The sequence below is a fragment of the Geodermatophilus siccatus genome, from assembly GCF_900103785.1.
Taxonomy (GTDB): Bacteria; Actinomycetota; Actinomycetes; order Mycobacteriales; family Geodermatophilaceae; genus Geodermatophilus; species Geodermatophilus siccatus.
Genome location: NZ_FNHE01000006.1, coordinates 43,323 through 61,103 on the forward strand (window position 1 = coordinate 43,323; position 17,781 = coordinate 61,103).

Here is a 17,781-nt window from a genome sequence, read left to right on the forward strand (position 1 = left end):
AGCTCGCGGCGGGACCCTGCAAGGGGGCCGGCGGCCCCTGAAGGGTGGCCGCCGTCCGGGAGCCGCAGAACGCCGACAGGGGCGGCCCCGCGACTGCGGGACCGCCCCTGCCGGGCAGTGCTGGTGGTGCGGTGCCCCTCAGCGCGAGGGGCGGGCGGGACTCAGAAGTCCATGCCGCCCATGCCGCCGTCGGCGCCCGGCATGGCCGGGGCGGCCTTCTCCGGCTTGTCGGCGATGACGGCCTCGGTGGTGAGGAAGAGCGCCGCGATGGAGGCGGCGTTCTGCAGCGCCGAGCGGGTCACCTTGGCGGGGTCGATGATCCCGCTGGCGACGAGGTCCACGTACTCGCCGGTCGCGGCGTTGAGGCCCTGACCGGTCTCCGAGTTGCGCACCTTCTCCGCCACGACGCCGCCCTCGAGGCCGGCGTTGACGGCGATCTGCTTCAGCGGCGCCTCGAGCGCGACGCGCACGATGTTGGCACCGGTCGCCTCGTCACCCTCGAGGTCGAGCTTCTCGAACGCGACGGTGGTGGCCTGCGCCAGGGCGACGCCACCACCGGCGACGATGCCCTCCTCGACGGCGGCCTTCGCGTTGCGGACGGCGTCCTCGATGCGGTGCTTGCGCTCCTTGAGCTCGACCTCGGTCGCGGCGCCGGCCTTGATGACGGCGACGCCACCGGCCAGCTTGGCCAGGCGCTCCTGCAGCTTCTCGCGGTCGTAGTCGGAGTCCGACTTCTCGATCTCGGCGCGGATCTGGTTCACCCGGCCGGCGATCTGGTCGCTGTCACCGGCGCCCTCGACGATCGTCGTCTCGTCCTTGGTGACGACGACCTTGCGGGCGCGGCCCAGCAGGGAGACGTCGGCGGTGTCGAGCTTGAGGCCGACCTCCTCGCTGATGACCTGGCCACCGGTGAGGATGGCGATGTCGGCGAGCATGGCCTTGCGGCGGTCACCGAAGCCGGGGGCCTTGACGGCGACCGACTTGAAGGTGCCACGGATCTTGTTCACGACCAGGGTCGCCAGGGCCTCGCCCTCGACGTCCTCGGCGATGATGGCCAGCGGCTTGCCCGACTGCATGACCTTCTCCAGCAGCGGGAGCAGGTCCTTGACCGAGCTGATCTTGGAGTTGACGACGAGCACGTACGGGTCGTCGAGGACGGCCTCCATGCGCTCGGCGTCGGTGACGAAGTAGGGCGAGATGTAGCCCTTGTCGAAGCGCATGCCCTCAGTGAGCTCGAGCTCGAGGCCGAAGGTGTTGCTCTCCTCGACGGTGATGACGCCTTCCTTGCCGACCTTGTCCATCGCCTCGGCGATGAGCTCACCGATGGCGGTGTCGGCGGCGGAGATCGACGCGGTGGCGGCGATCTGCTCCTTGGTCTCGACGTCCTTGGCGGTCGAGAGGAGGTACTCGGTGACCGACTCGACGGCCTTCTCGATGCCCTTCTTCAGGGCCATCGGGTTGGCGCCGGCGGCGACGTTGCGCAGACCCTCGCGGACGAGCGCCTGGGCGAGCACGGTGGCGGTGGTGGTGCCGTCACCCGCGACGTCGTCGGTCTTCTTCGCGACCTCCTTGACGAGCTCGGCGCCGATCTTCTCCCACGGGTCCTCGAGCTCGATCTCCTTGGCGATGCTCACACCATCGTTGGTGATGGTGGGGGCGCCCCACTTCTTCTCGAGGACGACGTTGCGGCCCTTCGGGCCGAGGGTCACCTTGACGGCGTCGGCGAGGGTGTTCATGCCCCGCTCGAGGCCGCGGCGCGCCTCTTCCTCGAAGGCGATCATCTTGGCCATGTGGTGATGTCCTCCATGCATGGATCGCTGCACGGCCGGGACCGGCGCCCGCGACGGACGACACCGGCGGGGCGGGCACTCCGTCGGCCCGCACACCAGTGCCTCACCGTTCCGACCTGATTGGCACTCGGCACTGTCGAGTGCCAACCCGAGTCTGGCACTCGCCCCTGCCGAGTGCAAGAACGGGGGGCCGCCGCCTGCTGTTCCCACAGGTCCGCCCCCCACGGGACCCGTCAGCGCCGGGAGACCTCCGCCGCGACCGGGGCCGTCGGCCGGGCACCGGCCGGTTCACGCCCCCGGGTCGCGATCGTCGTCTGGAGCCGCAGCACGAGCCCCGGTGAGAGGCGCATGAGCCGCCACATCACCCGCGCGTGCCGCGGGGCCACGATGACCGCCCGGTTGCGGTCGACGCCCCGCAGCACGTCGGCGGCCAGCGCGTCGGCGCCGTAGAGCCGGCCCCCGCTCACCCGGGTGATCGCCGCGCGCGCGTCGGTCAGCTCGGCGGTCGGCACGCGCGGCAGGTCCGCCGGCATCCCCTTGTCGAGGATCGGGGTGTCGACGCCCCCGGGGCAGACCACGCTTACCCGGACCCCCCGCCGCGCGGCCTCGCCGCGCAGGCTGAGGGACAGCCCGACCACCGCCCACTTCGTCGTCGCGTAGGGGGCCATGCCCGGTCCCGGCAGGAGGCCGGCCAGCGACGCGGTGTTGACGATGTGACCGTGTCCCTGCCGCAGCATCAGGGGGTAGGCGGCCTGCACCCCGTGGACCACTCCGCGCAGGTTGACGTCGACGGCCCGGTCCCAGTGCGCCGGGCTCAGCTCCTCCACCGGCCCGCCGATCCCGATGCCGGCGTTGTTGAACAGCAGGTCCAGCCGGCCGTGCCGCTCCGCCGTGCTGGTGACGAGCGAGGCGACCGCGTCCGCCTCGCGCACGTCGACGACGGCAGCCGTCGCCGTGCCGGGTCCGGTGGCGCGCAGCCGTTCTGCGGCCTCCTCGGCCGCCGCGCCGTCGACGTCGGCGAGGACCACCCGGTCCCCGCGGCGCACCAGCGCCGTCCCCAGGGCTCGTCCGATCCCGGATGCACCACCCGTGACGATCGCGACGCGCGACATGGCCACCCCCTCGTCCCCCGGCGCCGACCGCGCCTCCCGGGGGCAGCGTCCCGCGGTCGCGAGCGCGGGACCACACCCCCGCCCACGGCTGCGGCACCGGCTCGCAGCGCGGGGGACGGGCTCCACGCGACAGGGGGACGGCACCTGGCCGCGGTCGTCCGGAGGACGACAGTCAGCACAGCACCGAGGCCCGGCCCCCTCTCGGGGAGCCGGGCCTCGGTGGTCGTGCTGAGGTGGTTCTCAGGCGCTGTGCCGGGTGCTCGCCTTCGCGAGCTCAGGCGACGCGGACGGCGTCGGCCTGCGGACCCTTCTCGCCCTGGACGACCTCGAAGGTGACCCGCTGGCCCTCGTCGAGGCTCTTGTAGCCGTCCATCTGGATGGCCGAGTAGTGGACGAAGACGTCCTGGCCGCCGTCGACGGCGATGAAGCCGAAGCCCTTCTCGGCGTTGAACCACTTCACGGTGCCCTGTGCCACGTGCGCTCCCACGTTTCGTGCCTGCGGACGACCCCCCACCGACCAGGGAGGCCGGGTCGAGCTCTTCCGCCCGCAGATCACGAACGTGGAACCGAACCGCGGGAGAACGTACAGCACAAAACGCGTGGTGAGAGCAGGCTCACGCACCCGGGACCCCAGATCGAGGGGGACGACTGCCCCCGCGACCCGGGATCACCCCGGCGGGTCAGCCGATGAGCCCCGCGCCCCGGACCGAGGACAGGGACGGCGCCACCTGGTGGGTCGGCCCGACGACCGGCTCCAGGGGGTCGAGGGTCTTCAGCCCCTCGCCGGTGTTGAGGATGACGGTCTCCTTCGCCGGGTCCAGCCGGCCGTCCTCGACCAGCTGGCGCAGCACCGCGGTGGTGACGCCGCCCGCCGTCTCGGCGAAGACGCCGGTGGTGCGGGCCAGGTCGCGGATGCCCTGCACGATCCGGGCGTCGTCCACCCGGCCGACGGCGCCGCCGGTGCGCCGGATGGCGTCGAGGGCGTAGGGGCCGTCGGCGGGGTTGCCGATGTTCAGCGACTTGGCGATCCCGGTCGGCTTGACCGGCTTGACGACGTCCCAGCCGTTGTCGAAGGCGGTGGCGATGGGGTCGCAGCCGGCGGACTGGGCGCCGAAGATCGTCCACTCGGTGGCCTCGACGATGCCGGCCGCGGTCAGCTCCCGGAACGCCTTGTCCACCTTGGTGAGCAGCGAGCCCGACGCCATCGGGATGACGACCTGGGCCGGGATCCGCCAGCCGAGCTGCTCGGCGATCTCGTAGCCCATCGTCTTGGAGCCCTCGGCGTAGTAGGGCCGCACGTTCTGGTTGACGAAGGCGGTGTCCTCGAACTCGTCGGTCTCGGCGAGCTCGCTGGTCAGCCGGTTGACGTCGTCGTAGGAGCCGTCGACGGCGACCAGCGTCTGCCCGTAGATCGCCGACTGCACGACCTTGCCCGGCTCGAGGTCCGATGGGATGAAGACGAAGGAGGGCAGGCCGACGCGGGCGGCGTGCGCGGCCACCGAGTTGGCCAGGTTGCCGGTCGAGGCGGCGGCGATCTTCGCGTAGCCCAGCCGCTTGGCGGCGGTGGCGGCCAGGCTGACCACGCGGTCCTTGAAGGAGTGGGTGGGGTTGGCCGAGTCGTCCTTGACCCACAGCCCGCCCGTGAGGCCCAGCTCGGCGGCCAGCCGGTCGGCGCGCACCAGCGGGGTCATGCCCGGGTCGAGGGTGACGCGGTCGGCCGGGTCCTGGCCCACCGGGAGCAGCGCGGCGTAGCGCCAGATGTTCTGCGGGCCGGCCTCGATCTGCTCGCGGGTGACCGCCCGCATCAGCTCGGGGTCGTAGTCGACCTCCAGCGGGCCGAAGCACTCGGCGCAGGCGTGCTCGGCGATCAGGCCGAAGGTGGCACCGCAGTTGCGGCAGACGAGCCCGCGGGCCGGGGACGGCGGGACGGGGCCGCCCGCGCTGGAGTCGGCCTGCAGAGAACCGGGAGCGGTCAGGGTCATGCGACGACTACCTCCTCATCTTCCCCGCGTCGGGCCGTCGAGCCGCGCGGGACGGAATTGGCACCCTTCCGCTGCGCGGACGCGCGGTGCGGCGGTTGCCGGGGCTTCGTCGGGCCGTGTCCCTCTGCCCCTCTGGATGAGTGGAACGCCCAGGACTCTACCCACGTCGTGGGCGTCGCAGTGGGCCGGGCCAGGATGGGCTGGTGAGCACGCGCGTCGTCTACACCGACCTCGACGGCACGATGGTCGGCCCGCGCGGTTCCTTCTGGCACACCGAGGGACGTGAGCTGACCGCCGAGCCGGCGGCCACCCTGCTGGAGCTGCACCGCGCCGGCGTGGCGCTCGTGCTGGTCAGCGGCCGCACCTTCGAGCAGGTGGTGGAGGCGGCGCGGATCTTCGCCGCCGACGGCGCCATCGCGGAGCTGGGCGCCACGATCAGCTGGGACGCCGCCCGGCAGACCCACCGGCTGATCGGCGCGCTGCCCGCGGAGCACGCGGGGCGCACGCCGACGGCGGTGATGGCCGAGCTCGGGGTGGTCGACGCCCTGGTCGCCCAGTACCCCGGGCAGGTCGAGTGGCACGCGCCGTGGCACGCCACCCACCAGACCGACGCCCTGCTGCGCGGCCGCCTCGACCCGCTGGCGGTGGACGCCTGGCTCGCCGAGCGGGGGCTGGGCTGGCTGACCCTCAAGGACAACGGGGCGCTGCCGCGGACGGCCCGCACGACGCTGGCACCCGCCGAGGTGCCGGCGCGGGTCTACCACCTGATGCCGCGCGGGATCACCAAGGGCGCGGCGATCGCCTGGGACCTCGAGCGGCGCGGGCTGACCCCGGCCGAGGCGGTGGCCATCGGCGACAGCGTCAGCGACCTGGAGATGGCGCCCGCGGTCGGCCGGCTGTGGATCACCGCGAACGGGGCCACCGTCGACGGCATGGCCGACCTGCTGGCCGCCGTCCCCAACGTGTCGGTGACCGACGCCCCGATGGGCGAGGGCTGGGCCCAGGCCGTCCGCGCGTCGCTGTGACACTGCGATCCTCCGGATCGCACCGCGGCCGATCGCCGTCCCCCTGCTGCGCGGAGCCGCCGCGCGCGAATGCGGGGAGGACCCTCCGGGCCCGTCCCCACGTCCCGCCCTCGCAGGGCTGCTGACCTCCTGCTACGACGTGACGTCCCGGCGGGAGAAGTGCCGCAAGCCCAGTGCCGTGAACACCACCGCGTAGACCAGCGACTGGACGACGCCGCGGAACAGGTCGCCGGAGTCGACGGGGGTCTGCAGCAGGTCGGTCCAGGCGAACTCCTCCGCGGTCGGGAAGAAGTCGCGGATGGACCCCAGCTGCTCGACCTGGTCGAGGATCGCGAAGACGAACATCGTGAACACCGCCCCGCCGACCGCGGCCAGCGGCGCGTCGGTCACGGTGGACAGCCAGAACGCCAGCGTGCCGACGACGAGCAGGTGGACGGCGAGGTAGCCGACCATCCCGGCCAGCCGCAGCAGCCCCTCCCCCTGGCCCAGGGTGACGCCGACCGGTGTCCGGACGGCGTCGAAGCCGAACGCGATGCCGCCGGCGAGCAGCGCGGTGAGCACGAGCGTGACCAGCGCGCCCACCGACAGCACCAGCGCGGCCAGCCACTTCTGCCGGAGCAGCCGCATCCGCGGCACCGGGGTGGCCAGGGTGTAGCGCAGCGACCCCCACTGGGCCTCGCTGGCCACCGTGTCGCCGAAGAACAGCGCGTAGACCACGACCAGGAAGAAGCTCGTCGTCGCGAACAGCACGAACAGCGTGAAGTTCAGCCCGCTGGCGGTGGCGACGTCGACCAGGTTGATCCGGCTGTTCTCCTCGGCCTCCTCGGTGCCGCCCAGCTGGAGAGCGGCGATGAGGATCAGCGGCAGCGCCACCATCAGCACCAGGACGCCGAGGGTGCGCCGGCGCTTGAACTGCCGGCGCAGCTCGACCGACAGCCGCAGCGTGCGCTCGGGCCGGTACCCGGCGACCGCCCCGGTCGGCTGCACGTGAGCTGTCACGGCTCCTCCTCGCTGACGCGCGTCGGCGTCGTGACCGACGGTGCTGTGCCCACCCGTGACCTCGCGAGCTCGGTCACGAGGAGCCCTCCCCCACCAGTGCCAGGAACGCGTCCTCCAGCCGCCGGCGCGGCGTGAACGCGTCCACCGCGATGCCGCCCGCCACCAGCGCCTGCAGCGCCCGCGCCCGGCCGGCGCCGTCGAGGTCGGCGACCAGCCCCTCGTCGGTGCGCTCCACCGTCACCCCGGGCAGCCCGGTGAGGACGGCGGCCGCCCGCTCGGTGTCGGCGTCGTCGGCCAGGCCGACCAGCACCGACCCGCCGGTGCCGACGATCTCCTCGACCGTGCCCTGGGCGATCTTCTGCCCCTTGGCCATGACGACGACGTGGCTGCAGGTCTGCTCGATCTCGCTGAGCAGGTGGCTGGAGACGATCACCGTGCGGCCGGTCGCCGCGTAGGAGCGCAGCACCTCGCGCATGGCGTGGATCTGGGGCGGGTCCAGCCCGTTGGTCGGCTCGTCGAGCACCAGCAGGTCGGGCAGGCCCAGCATCGCCTGGGCGATCGCGACCCGCTGGCGCATGCCCTGGCTGTAGCGGCGCACCGGCCGGTCGATCGCGGTCCCGAGGCCGGCGACCTCGATGGCCTCCGCCATGTGCGCGTCCTCGGCGGGGCGGCCGGTGGCGGCCCAGTACAGCCGCAGGTTGTCGCGGCCGGACAGGTGCGGCATCAGCCCGGTGCCCTCGACGAACGACCCCAGGCGGGACAGCACCGGCGCGCCCGGGCGGATCTCGTGGCCGAAGACGGTGATCCGCCCCTCGGTCGGCCGGATCAGCCCCATGAGCATGCGCAGCGACGTCGTCTTGCCCGCGCCGTTGGGGCCGAGCAGGCCGAGGACCTGGCCGCGGCGCACCTCGAAGGAGAGGTCGCGGACGGCGACGAAGCCGTCCTTGTAGGCCTTGGAGACGCCGGTGAAGCGCAGCGGCACGTCCTCGCCGTCGGGCTCGACCACCGAGACCCGCCGGCGGCGCCGTCGTCCCCACAGCAGCGCGGCCAGCCAGCCGAGCAGGCCCAGCGCCACCACGACGCCGAGCAGCACCCACCAGCGGGAGGTGCCGCCGGCGGTCTCGGTGCGCCCGCCGACCTCCGGGACGGCGAGGGCGGCGGCGTCCCCGCCCCCGGCCAGCGCGACGGAGTAGACGGCCGCCTCGGTCGGCAGCGCGAACGCCTGGTCGGTCGAGGAGACCACCACGCGCATCGTGTGCCCGGCCTCGAAGCGGTGCACGATCCCCGGCAGCGTCACGCTCACCCGCGTCGGCGCGGTCGGGTCGGCGGACAGGCCGGTGAGGGCCAGCGGTGCGACCAGGCCCGACGGCAGCGTCGCCGTCCCGTCGGGGGCGACGTCGTAGAGCTTGGCGAACAGGGTCGCCGAGCCGCCCGGCGAGGCGACGTCGAGGTCGATCGTCGAGGCGCCGACGACCTCCACCGCCTCGTCCAGCGGCTCGCTCTCGAAGGCGGCGAACTGGCCGGGGATCTCGAACGACTGCCCCGCCAGCGCCGAGGCCAGCGAGCCCAGCCCCGGGACGACGGTGATCGCGGCCGGCGTCCCACCGGCGGGCGTGACGACCGGCTGCAGCGGACCGTCGACGGCGACCGCCTCGCGCTGCGCGGGCTCGGTGCCGGCCAGGCCCGGGTACGCCGGCGCGGTCACGGTGCGGTTGCCGCCCTGAACGGTCCCGACGGTCGCCGTGACGCCGGTCGGGGCGGGGAACTCGAAGCCGGTGCCGGGGTCCTCACCCCGGCTCCGCAGGTGCCAGTCGAACCAGCCGGCGACCTGCTCGCGCAGCTCCTCGGTGGTGCGCTCGGAGGCCTGCGCGTCGTGGCCGCCGGCGTACCAGACGACCTTCACCGGGGTGCCGTCGGCGGCGATGCCGCGGGCGTTGGCGTCGGCCTGGCCCAGGCCGAACAGCGAGTCCTGGGTGCCCTGCACCAGCAGGGTGGGGGCGTCGATCCGGTCGAGCACCGTGGCCGGGCTGCTGCGGTCGAGCACGGCGGCGATCTCGGGGGTGAGCGTGCCGGTGGACGCCGCGGACTGGTACGCCGCGCAGACCTCGGCCGTGAAGCGGCCGCAGGTCAGCAGCTGCTCGACCGCCTGCGGGTCCACCGCCGCCGGGTCGATCGCCCCGAGGTCGGCGGGGAGGTCCGCGGGCGGGCCGCCGGCCGCGGCGGCTCCGTCGCCGTCGCCGTCCCCGCCGCCGAGTGCGCCGAGCAGCCCGCCGCTGGGGGCGGACCCGACGCCGAAGAACAGGCCCGACCACAGCCGCTTGTAGACGCCGCCGCCGGCCGCCTGCGGGGTGGCCGCGACGGTGCCGGTGGCCGGCTCGCCCACCTGCGAGGGGAAGAACGCGGCGGTCAGGGAGTTCCAGGTGATCTGCGGGGCGATCGCGTCGATGCGGTCGTCGTGGCCGGCGCCGAGCAGGGCCAGGGCCCCGCCGTAGGAGGCCCCGGCGACGCCGACCCGCGGGTCGCCCTCGGCGTCGAGCAGGACGTCGTCGCGCCCCGCGAGCCGGTCGAGCAGCGCGGAGAGGTCGGCCACCTCGAACCGCGGGTCGTCCAGCCCGATCCGGCCGGTGCTCTCCCCGAAGCCGCGGGCCGAGTAGGTCAGGACGACGTAGCCGCGGCCGGCCAGGTCGCGGGCGTCGTCGGCGACCGAGTCCTTGCTACCGCCGAAGCCGTGGGCCAGCACGACCGCCGCCGCCGGCTCGTCGGCCGTCGCGGATGCGGGCAGGTACAGGGTGGTGTCGAGCTCGGCGGCGTCCGCGCCCGTGCCGACGGGGACCCGTGCCTCCTCGGTGGCGACGTCCTCGGCCGCCGCGGCCGGGACGACGGGCAGCAGCCCGGCCACGGCCAGGGTGAGCAGCAGGAGCAGGGCGGCGGACGTCGCGCGGGCGCCGGGACGCGGGCGGGGACGCACGGGCCCGCGAACGGGACGCACGGAGCCGCCAACGCGCGGCCGCGCCCGGTGGTTCCGGAGGCGGGCGGAACCGGTCAGGGCAGCCACTCGCCGGTGGTGACGACCACGAGACCGGGCGTCGCGACGTCCGGGACCTCGAAGAAGCGCGACGCCGGGCCGCTGATCTGCGGGAACTGCTGGACCAGCTGGATCGCGGCGTCGTACTGGGCCTGGTCGCCGTCGGTGTAGTAGACGGTCGTCGTCGCCACGTCGGCGCCGTCGTACTGCCCGACGCCCGCGGACGCCCAGCCCCCGGAGGTCAGCTCCGCGGCGATGTCCCCCGCCAAGCCGGAGACGCCCGTGGCGTTGAGCACGGTCACGGGCACGCGCACCGGCGTGGCGGGCGCGGCGTCGACCGGCGGCAGCGGCTGGACGTCCAGCGGCGGCAGGGCCGAGCTCGGCACGGCGGGGGCCGACGCCGTCGCGCTGGGCTCGGTCGAGGCGTCGCGCGAGACCTCCTGCGCCTCGGGCGAGGTGAAGGAGTAGACGCCGAGCACCACGAGGGCGACGACGGCCACGGCCAGCAGGCCCACCGCGGCGCGGCGCACCCCCGTGGTGCGCCGCTCCTCCTGGCGGGCGGCGCGGACGGCGCGCAGCCGCTCGGCCTCGGCGGCCTGGCGCTCCGCACGGAACGCGGCGCGGCCCCCGACGACGCCGGTGGAGCTGCCGGTGTCCGGCCCGCGGCGGTCCTCGTGGTCGTCCGGCCGGTCCGCGTCGTCGTACGCGTCGTCGAACCGGTCGTCGTCGAACTCGTCGTCGTGGACGGGCGTGCGGTCGGGGATCGCCTCGGTCGCGGGCGCGGCCGCACGGGACGAGCCGGCGGGCGTGCGGTCGGGGATCGCCTCGGTGGCCGGCGGCGCGGGCGGGGCCTCGTCGCGGGTCCGGGAGGGGCTGGTCCAGTCGCGGTACCCCGGGGCGGCGCCGGGGGACGACGCGGCGGCCGACGGCCGGCCGGCGGACCAGGCGGGCTCGTCGTCGGGCTGGGCCGCGGCCGGGTGGCTCGTCGTCGCCGCGGTGCCGGCCGACGCCGCGTCGGCCGCCCACGGGCGGACCCGGTCCGCGGCACGGCGGCGGGGTGTCTCCGCGGGCCGGGCGGCCGGCGTCGGCGCCGGCTCGTCGGCCGGTTCGGGCGTGGGCACCGCCTGGAACGGGGCGACGGTGGTGCGGGGGGCAGCCGGCGCGGCCGGCGCCGCGGCCGCGGACGGCGGCACCGGCAGCCGCATGCGGGTCTGCGGCACGGGCTCCGCAGGCCGCCGGTCCGCGGACGGGGTCGGTCGCGGGCGACCGGCGGACGGCGCGGGACGGGCGGCCGACGGCGCCGGACGATCCGCGGACGGCGCGGGGCGAGCGGCACCGGCGACCGGGACCGGCACGGGACGGGCGGGGACCGCAGCGACGCGGCCGGCTCCGGCGGGACGGCTCCCCTGGGCGGCGGGCACGGCGGCACGTGCGGCGCCGGCGGCCGAGCTGCCGGTCCGTGCAGCGGTGGCACCGCGCGACGCGGCCGGGACGGCGGGGCGGGCGGGTGCGGCGGCGCGGGCCGGGACAGCGGCGCGTGACGGGCCGGCCGGCGGCACCGGGCGGCCCTGCGGGGGACGGGGGCGACCCGGGTCCTCCCCCGCCTCGAGCAGTCCGTCGCGCCGGCGGTCGGCGCGGCTGCGGTTGGGCGCCGTCGGGTGGTCACCCAGCTCGCGTGCGGCCGCAGGCGTGCCGGGCGGGCCGTCGGTGCGGCGTCGTCCGTGCGGGACGGGGGTGCTCCCCCGGTCCGTTCCGTCACCGCCTGGCGCGGCGTGCCTGCCCACGGTGACCAAATCTAGAGGGCGCGGCCTCCGTTGCCCAGGAACTGAGACGATCGACGCTGTCCGCGCGCGGCGCGCAGCCGGCGCAGCCGCCGCACCAGCAGCGGGTCGGCCTCGAGTGCCGCAGGCCGGTCCACCAGGGCGTTGAGCACCTGGTAGTAGCGGGTCGGGGCCAGGCCGAAGCGGTCACGGATGGCCGTCTCCTTGGCACCGGGCCGACGCCACCACTGCCGCTCGAACGCGAGCATCTCGTGCTCGCGGCGGGTCAGGCCGCCGGGTCGGGCGGGCGGGTCGGGGACGGGAGCGGGGGTCGGGTCGGCCGCCGGGGGAAGAGGCACCTCGCCCCCCGGCGGGGAGACCGCGGGAGCTGGTTCGGCAGACACGGGAGTCCTCCTTCGGAACACCCCCGACGGTAGTCCCGCCCACCGACATCTCCGAGCCGCCGGCAGCCCCCGTGCCGGGTCCCGCGCCGGCCCTGTCCCGGGTCCCGCCCGGAGCTCGCGGGGAGTGGGGAGGACGGGGTCCTCCTTCAGACCGGTGCGGGCGTGGCCTCCGCCGTCCGCCTGCGGACGGTGGCGCGGGCGTTGCGCAGGCTGTCGACCGTGAAGACGGCCAGGGCGATCCAGACGATGACGAAGCCGGCCAGCCGGGCCGGCGGCATGGGCTCCCCGTAGAGAAAGACGCCGATCGCCAGCTGCATGAGCGGCGTGACGTACTGCAGCAGGCCCACCGTGGACAGGGGGATGCGCCGCGTCGCGCCGGCGAACAGCAGCAGCGGGACGGCGGTCGCCACGCCCGAGCTCAGGAGCAGCAGCAGGTGGCCGGTGCCGGCGCTGCCCGCCGTCCCCTCCCCCCGCGCGTGCAGGACGGCGAGGACCGCCACCGCGGGGACGACGACCAGCGCGGTCTCCACGAACAGCCCCGGCGCGGCCGCGACGCGGACCAGCTTCTTCATCAGCCCGTACAGGCCGAAGCTGACCGCCAGCGCCAGGGCGATCCACGGCGGGCGGCCGTAGTCGACGGTGAGCACGCCCACCGCGACCGCGGCGATCCCGACGGCGACCCACTGCAGCCGGCGCAGCCGCTCGGCGAACACCACGACGCCGAGCAGCACGCTGACCAGCGGGTTGATGAAGTAGCCCAGCGAGGTCTCGACCACGTGCCCGGAGTTGACGGCGTAGACGAAGACCAGCCAGTTGGCGGCGATGAGGACCGCGGCGCCGGACAGCACCAGCAGCGCACGGCGGTCGGTGACCGTTGCGCGCACCTGCGGCCAGGCGCGCACCGCGGTCAGCAGGACGGCGACGAACAGCAGCGACCAGATGACCCGGTGGGCCACGATCTCCAGCCCGCCGGCGGGCTCGAGGAGGGGGAAGTACAGCGGGAACATCCCCCAGAGGCCGTACGCGGCCAGTCCGGAGGCGACCCCGGCGCGCCGCTCGTCCACCCGCGGCACGCTACGCCTGGCCCCGTCCCGAACCTGTGGCCGTCCGGAGGACGGGGTCCCTCACCCGGTCTGGATGTAGTCGACCAGCTGGGCGCGCTCCTCCTCCAGCTGGTCGAGCCGGGCCTTGACGACGTCGCCGATGGAGACGATGCCCACCAGCGCGCCGTGCTCGACGACGGGGACGTGCCGCACCCGGTGCTCGGTCATCGTGCGGGCCAGCTCCTCGACGCCCGCGTCCGGGACGCAGGTGTGCACCTGCGCGGTCATCACGCTGGCGACCGGGTCGGCGAGCAGCCCGGCGCCGCGCTCGTGCAGCGCCCGGACGACGTCCCGCTCGGAGACGATCCCGTCGACGCGGCGTCCGTCCTGGGAGACCACCAGGGCGCCGACCCCGTGCTCGGCGAGCAGCGCGAGGGCGGTGCGGACGCTGGCGGCCGCGTCGACGGTGGCGACGTCGGCTCCCTTGCGGCGGAGCAGCTGACGGATGTGCATGCCGGACCTCCTCGCCATCGGGTCGCGCGGGCCGAGTGTGCTCCCGGTCGCAGGCCCCCGGCAACGCCCGGAGCGGCCTACCGTCGTCGGTGTGCGAACCCGTACCGAGACGCGTCGACCCACGCCGCTGCAGTGGGTGCGTTACGCGCTGGGCGGCCGGCTGCCGCGGGAGCTCTCCCCGTGGGTCCTGGCCGACACGACGGAGCCCGGCTGGGTGCGCCGCCACCTGACGCGGGCGGTGGTGCAGCTGCTGCCGGTGCTCGTGCTGTGCGTCGCCGTCGTCCCCGTGCCGCTGGTCTACCGGCTCTCCGCCGCCGGCGGCGGGCTGCTCATGGGGCTCATCTTCTCGACGGCGTTCATGGTCGAGACCACCGAGCACCGGGTCGCCAAGGCCGGCTACCCGCCGGGCACGGCGGCGCGGCTGCGGGCCGAGCGCAGCGAGCGGGAGCAGCTCGAGCGCCGCTCCCCCTACCGGCGGGACGGCGCCGGCAGCTTCGATTGAGGACCCCGCTGCCCTCCACCGCTCACGCGTTCGCGGCGGGACCCTGCGGCGGAACCATCAGTCCTCGACGCGGAAGCCGATGGACAGCCGCACCTGGAAGTAGTTGACGTCGCCGTCGACCACCTGGCCGCGGATCTCCTTGGTCTCGAACCACTCGATGTGCCGCACCGTCTGCGCGGCCTTGCGGATCGCGGTGCGGATGGCGTCGTCGACGCTGGTCTGGCTGCTGCCGACGATCTCGCTCAGCCGGTAGACGTGGTCGGACACGGCCGCCTCCAGGGTTCGACGCCGGCGCCGTCGTCTCGCCGCCGGCCGACCGCCACGCTAGCGGCGGGCCACCCGGACCACCACGGGACGGGCTTTACCCAGTCCTTACCCGGCGCTGGTCCCGCACTGGCCGCCGACCGCCTAGCGTGGGAGGGACCCCCTCTCACGCCCCCTCGGACACCCGCGGCAGGACGACGATGACGGATCTGCACCTCGTGGTCGGTGGTCTGCTCACGCGCGACCCCGTGCTGGCGCCCCTGCTGCTGAACCACGCCGCTGCCCTGCAGTGGGCGCAGGCGCCGGCACCGACCTCGATCGCCCCGAGCTGGGCGGCCGACGAGCGCCCCGGTGCCCCCGACGGCGGTGAGCTGCTCACCGTCGAGGCGCACGTGTCCCGGGACACCCCGCACCCGCACCGCTGCCTGGACACGGTGCTCGACACGGTGCACGCGGTCCTGACCCGCGGGCCGATCCGCGTCGAGCGCCTGGCCGACGCCGACGTCCCGGACATCGGCGGGGGGACCGTCTCCCGTGCCGCCACCTGGGCGCTGACCCTGGCCGCGCCGGACGTCCTCGACCGGCCGGCCACCGGCTACCGATCGTCGGGAGCGGCCAGCTCCAACCGGTAGCCGTGCCCGCGCACGGTGACGATCTGCGGTACCCGGCGGCCGGGCGGGGCGACCTCCTGCAGCTTGCGCCGCAGCGCCGCGACGTGGACGTCGAGGGTCTTCGTCGAGCCGAACCAGTTCTCGTCCCAGACGTCGGCCATCAGCTGCTCCCGGCTGTGCGCCACCTCGGGCTGGGCGGCCAGGCGCGCGAGCAGGTCGAACTCCTTCGGTCGCAGGTGCACCTCGCCGCCGGCCACCGTGACCCGGTGCCGGGCGACGTCGACCACCAGGTCACCCACGGCGCGGACGGCGGGCCCGGTCGTCCCGCTGCTGCCACCGCGGCGCAGGTGGGCCCGGAGGCGGGCGTGCAGCTCGGCCAGCCGGACCGGTTTGACCAGGTAGTCGTCGGCGCCCGCCTCCAGGCCGACGACGACGTCCATCTCCGCCGAGCGCGCCGTCAGCATCACCAGCACGCACCCCGGCTGGGTGGCCCGCAGCTGCCGGCACACCTCCACGCCGTCGAGGTCCGGTAGGCCGAGGTCGAGCAGGACGAGGTCGACCGGGGTAGCGGCGGCGCGAGCCAGACCCGCGGCACCGGTGCGCTCCCAGGCCACGTCGTAGGCGTGGCTGCGCAGGCTCGACACCAGCGCCTCGCCGATGGACGTGTCGTCCTCGACCAGCAGGACTCGACCGGCCATGCGGGCATGGTGGCACCGCCTCCCCGGCCGCGGGCCCCGTCCGGGCGCGGCGGGATGCGGTGACAGCGCCCGCCGGCCGGAGCACGCTGACGGTCCCGAGGACCGTGACCGCCCGAGAGAGGTCCCGCCCGTGCGCACCCGGATCGTCGCTCTCGCCGTCCTGACCTCCGTGCTCGCCACCTGTCTGTTCGCGGTCCCCCTGGCCGTGGCGGTGCTCGACTACTCGGTGCAGCACGAACGCACCCACCTCGAGCGCGCCGCGAGTTACGTGGCGATCGAGGTCTCCGGGGAGGTCTACGACGGGGACCCGATCGACCCCGAGGACCTCGAGGTCTACGACGAGGACTACGCCGTGGCCGTCTTCGACGAGGACGGCGACCGGCAGGCCGGCGCCGTCCCGGGCGACCACTCCCGGCTGCTCTCCCGGGCCCTCGACGGTGAGGTGGGTTCGCGGACGGGGGGCGACCTCCTGCTGGCCGCCTTCCCCATCACGCACTCCGACGACGTGGTCGGCGCCGTGCTCGTGGCCACGCCGCGGACCACCGTGCTGTTGAACGTGAGCGTCCTCTGGGGGGCGATGGCCGGCCTGGCGGCTGCCGCGGTGGCGGTCGCCTGGTTGGTCGGACGACGGCAGGCCCGCCGGCTGGCCCGGCCGCTGGAGGACCTGGAGGAGAGCGCCCGGCGGCTGGGGGACGGCGACTTCAGCGTCCGCAGCCACCGGGGCGGGATCGAGGAGATCGACGCGGTGGGTGCCGCGCTCGACGCGACCGCGATGCGCCTGGACGAGCTGCTCGCCCGCGAGCGCGCCTTCTCCGCCGACGCCTCCCACCAGCTCCGGACCCCGTTGGCGGGCATGCGGCTGCGCCTGGAGGCGGCGCTCGAGCGCTCCGACGCCGATCCGCGGCCGGCGATCGCCGCGACCCTCGTCGACGCCGACCGCCTCGAGGCGATCATCGACGAGCTGCTGACCCTGGCCCGGGTCGGGCAGCGCGCGCGGGACGCTCTGGTGGAGCCGCTGGACCTGGACACCCTGATCGGGGAGCTGTCGCCGGAGTGGGGCGCGCGCCTGGCACTGCACGGCCGCGACCTCGCCGTGCGGGTCGACCCGGACGCCCCGCACGCGCGGGCGTCGGGCGCGGCGGTGCGTCAGGTGCTCGGGGTCCTGCTCGACAACGCCGTCACCCACGGCCGCGGAACGGTCACGGTCGCCGTCCGCGAGGCCCCCGGAGCCGTCGCGGTGGACGTCGCCGACGAGGGCCCGGGCGTCCACGACCCCGAGAACGTGCTCTTCGCCCACCAGGCCGACCGCCGGGACGGACACGGCATCGGCCTGGCCCTGGCCCGTCGCCTGGTGGAGGCCGAGCAGGGCCGGCTGACCCTGACGCGGGTGTCGCCGCCGGTGTTCACGCTGCTGCTGCCGACCGCGGTGCGCGAGGACGACGCCGTCCCGGCCCGGCAGCCCGGCGGCTGAGGTCCGCCCCGGCCGCCGGGCGGTGCCGGCCCTCGGGCCTACTCCCTGGCCCCGCCGGCGTCGTGGTGGCGCTCGGCCCGCCTGCTCTGGTGCCAGTACACGCCTGCAGTGAGCGCGATCAGCACGACGATGACCGCCATGATGACCAGGTCCAGCAGTGACACCGGTATCCCACCCTTCCGTCGTCGTCCGGACGTGCCGCGCACGAGTGCCCCTGCGCCGGTGCCGTGACCGGGCACCGGTGGCAGGGGCCGGACACCCACCTCGGGCGTCCGGCTCCCCGGACCCGAGCGGGAGGGCGACCGGAGTACCGGCCACGACCTCCGTGCGGCAGCTCCGATGCGGTACCGGTCCAGCCCCGAGACGGGCTGGACCGCTGTGGTCACGGCCGGGGACGCTAGGAGTGCGGATGTGTTCCGGTGTCGAGCCGGACGACGCTTTACCGAGTTCTTGCCGTCCGTTTGCCCGCGGCAGCGACCGCCGGCACCGGACGACGTGAGCTGTGTGAGCCGACGGGGGGACTCGAACCCCCAACCGCCCGATTACAAGTCGGGTGCGCTACCAGTTGCGCCACGCCGGCGG

At 75.1% G+C, this 17,781-nt stretch carries 17 protein-coding genes, 1 tRNA gene and 1 riboswitch; of the genes, 4 read left to right on the forward strand and 14 right to left on the reverse strand.

All coding sequences use genetic code 11. The features are described from left to right. Positions 1 to 161 precede the first annotated feature (161 nt). The 4 genes from groL to thrC all read right to left on the reverse strand — a co-directional run bounded on the left by groL (position 162) and on the right by thrC (position 4,884). Positions 162 to 1,790, reverse strand: a complete 1,629-nt coding sequence (groL, locus tag BLS21_RS12440) for a chaperonin GroEL (protein ID WP_091218570.1) — start codon at positions 1,788 to 1,790, stop codon at positions 162 to 164. Between the two features lie 233 nt (positions 1,791 to 2,023). Beyond that, complete coding sequence (locus BLS21_RS12445; RefSeq protein ID WP_091219150.1) at positions 2,024 to 2,902, reverse strand: SDR family NAD(P)-dependent oxidoreductase; 879 nt, start codon at positions 2,900 to 2,902, stop codon at positions 2,024 to 2,026. 274 nt (positions 2,903 to 3,176) lie between these two features. Continuing rightward, positions 3,177 to 3,377, reverse strand: a complete 201-nt coding sequence (locus BLS21_RS12450; RefSeq protein ID WP_091218572.1) for a cold-shock protein — start codon at positions 3,375 to 3,377, stop codon at positions 3,177 to 3,179. A 205-nt stretch (positions 3,378 to 3,582) separates the two neighbouring features. Beyond that, positions 3,583 to 4,884 carry a threonine synthase gene (thrC, locus tag BLS21_RS12455; protein ID WP_217636111.1) on the reverse strand — a complete coding sequence of 434 codons (1,302 nt, stop codon included), beginning with the start codon at positions 4,882 to 4,884 and terminating at the stop codon, positions 3,583 to 3,585. Positions 4,885 to 4,896: 12 nt separating this feature from the next. Beyond that, a riboswitch (SAM riboswitch) is annotated at positions 4,897 to 5,027 on the reverse strand. 60 nt (positions 5,028 to 5,087) lie between these two features. On the opposite strand from thrC, the gene BLS21_RS12460 reads away from it, so the two are divergent. Then, positions 5,088 to 5,909 carry an HAD family hydrolase gene (locus BLS21_RS12460; RefSeq protein ID WP_091218574.1) on the forward strand — a complete coding sequence of 274 codons (822 nt, stop codon included), beginning with the start codon at positions 5,088 to 5,090 and terminating at the stop codon, positions 5,907 to 5,909. A gap of 132 nt (positions 5,910 to 6,041) precedes the next feature. On the opposite strand, the gene BLS21_RS12465 is transcribed toward BLS21_RS12460, so the two are convergent. From BLS21_RS12465 to BLS21_RS12490, 6 genes are all read right to left on the reverse strand, one after another. After that, positions 6,042 to 6,908: an ABC transporter permease gene (locus tag BLS21_RS12465; protein ID WP_091218576.1), complete on the reverse strand. Its 867-nt coding sequence runs from the start codon at positions 6,906 to 6,908 to the stop codon at positions 6,042 to 6,044. A 73-nt stretch (positions 6,909 to 6,981) separates the two neighbouring features. Further along, positions 6,982 to 9,876, reverse strand: coding sequence for an alpha/beta fold hydrolase (locus BLS21_RS12470; RefSeq protein ID WP_245700364.1), 2,895 nt, complete (start codon positions 9,874 to 9,876; stop codon positions 6,982 to 6,984). Between the two features lie 74 nt (positions 9,877 to 9,950). Further along, a complete protein-coding gene (locus tag BLS21_RS12475) occupies positions 9,951 to 11,153 on the reverse strand; it encodes a LytR C-terminal domain-containing protein (RefSeq protein WP_139177100.1) in 1,203 nt (400 codons plus the stop codon). A 575-nt stretch (positions 11,154 to 11,728) separates the two neighbouring features. Next, positions 11,729 to 12,097 carry a DUF3263 domain-containing protein gene (locus BLS21_RS12480; protein WP_175479555.1) on the reverse strand — a complete coding sequence of 123 codons (369 nt, stop codon included), beginning with the start codon at positions 12,095 to 12,097 and terminating at the stop codon, positions 11,729 to 11,731. 146 nt (positions 12,098 to 12,243) lie between these two features. Continuing rightward, the gene (gene rarD, locus BLS21_RS12485) at positions 12,244 to 13,161 is read right to left on the reverse strand and encodes an EamA family transporter RarD (protein ID WP_091219161.1); all 918 of its coding nucleotides are present in this window, start codon (positions 13,159 to 13,161) and stop codon (positions 12,244 to 12,246) included. A gap of 60 nt (positions 13,162 to 13,221) precedes the next feature. Beyond that, the gene (locus BLS21_RS12490; RefSeq protein ID WP_091218580.1) at positions 13,222 to 13,653 is read right to left on the reverse strand and encodes a CBS domain-containing protein; all 432 of its coding nucleotides are present in this window, start codon (positions 13,651 to 13,653) and stop codon (positions 13,222 to 13,224) included. Positions 13,654 to 13,744: 91 nt separating this feature from the next. Between BLS21_RS12490 and BLS21_RS12495 the strand changes: the two genes are divergently transcribed. Beyond that, complete coding sequence (locus BLS21_RS12495) at positions 13,745 to 14,155, forward strand: DUF5313 family protein (protein WP_245700367.1); 411 nt, start codon at positions 13,745 to 13,747, stop codon at positions 14,153 to 14,155. Positions 14,156 to 14,212: 57 nt separating this feature from the next. Here BLS21_RS12495 and BLS21_RS12500 read toward each other — a convergent pair whose 3' ends face one another. Further along, positions 14,213 to 14,422, reverse strand: a complete 210-nt coding sequence (locus tag BLS21_RS12500; RefSeq protein WP_091218583.1) for a dodecin — start codon at positions 14,420 to 14,422, stop codon at positions 14,213 to 14,215. Between the two features lie 197 nt (positions 14,423 to 14,619). On the opposite strand from BLS21_RS12500, the gene BLS21_RS12505 reads away from it, so the two are divergent. Continuing rightward, positions 14,620 to 15,051, forward strand: coding sequence for a hypothetical protein (locus BLS21_RS12505; RefSeq protein WP_091218585.1), 432 nt, complete (start codon positions 14,620 to 14,622; stop codon positions 15,049 to 15,051). Here the strand turns inward: BLS21_RS12505 and BLS21_RS12510 are convergent. Beyond that, positions 15,015 to 15,728 carry a response regulator transcription factor gene (locus BLS21_RS12510; RefSeq protein ID WP_091218587.1) on the reverse strand — a complete coding sequence of 238 codons (714 nt, stop codon included), beginning with the start codon at positions 15,726 to 15,728 and terminating at the stop codon, positions 15,015 to 15,017. The two genes, BLS21_RS12505 and BLS21_RS12510, sit on opposite strands and share 37 nt — an antisense overlap. A 130-nt stretch (positions 15,729 to 15,858) precedes the next feature. Here BLS21_RS12510 and BLS21_RS12515 point away from each other — a divergent pair, with 130 nt between their 5' ends. Next, positions 15,859 to 17,199, forward strand: coding sequence for a sensor histidine kinase (locus BLS21_RS12515; RefSeq protein WP_091218590.1), 1,341 nt, complete (start codon positions 15,859 to 15,861; stop codon positions 17,197 to 17,199). A 38-nt stretch (positions 17,200 to 17,237) separates the two neighbouring features. Here BLS21_RS12515 and BLS21_RS25570 read toward each other — a convergent pair whose 3' ends face one another. Beyond that, positions 17,238 to 17,363 (reverse strand): DUF945 domain-containing protein, encoded by a 126-nt coding sequence (locus tag BLS21_RS25570; RefSeq protein WP_139177102.1) that lies wholly within the window; start codon positions 17,361 to 17,363, stop codon positions 17,238 to 17,240. Positions 17,364 to 17,706: 343 nt separating this feature from the next. Continuing rightward, positions 17,707 to 17,779 (reverse strand) — tRNA-Thr (locus BLS21_RS12520). Positions 17,780 to 17,781: the final 2 nt, after the last annotated feature.

Coding starts and splice junctions, on each gene's coding strand:
- groL (WP_091218570.1), bottom strand. CDS start 1,790: ATGGCCAAGATGATCGCCTTCGAGGAAGAGGCGCGCCGCGGCCTCGAG.
- BLS21_RS12445 (WP_091219150.1), bottom strand. CDS start 2,902: ATGTCGCGCGTCGCGATCGTCACGGGTGGTGCATCCGGGATCGGACGA.
- thrC (WP_217636111.1), bottom strand. CDS start 4,884: ATGACCCTGACCGCTCCCGGTTCTCTGCAGGCCGACTCCAGCGCGGGC.
- BLS21_RS12490 (WP_091218580.1), bottom strand. CDS start 13,653: ATGCACATCCGTCAGCTGCTCCGCCGCAAGGGAGCCGACGTCGCCACC.
- BLS21_RS12505 (WP_091218585.1), top strand. CDS start 14,620: ATGACGGATCTGCACCTCGTGGTCGGTGGTCTGCTCACGCGCGACCCC.
- BLS21_RS12510 (WP_091218587.1), bottom strand. CDS start 15,728: ATGGCCGGTCGAGTCCTGCTGGTCGAGGACGACACGTCCATCGGCGAG.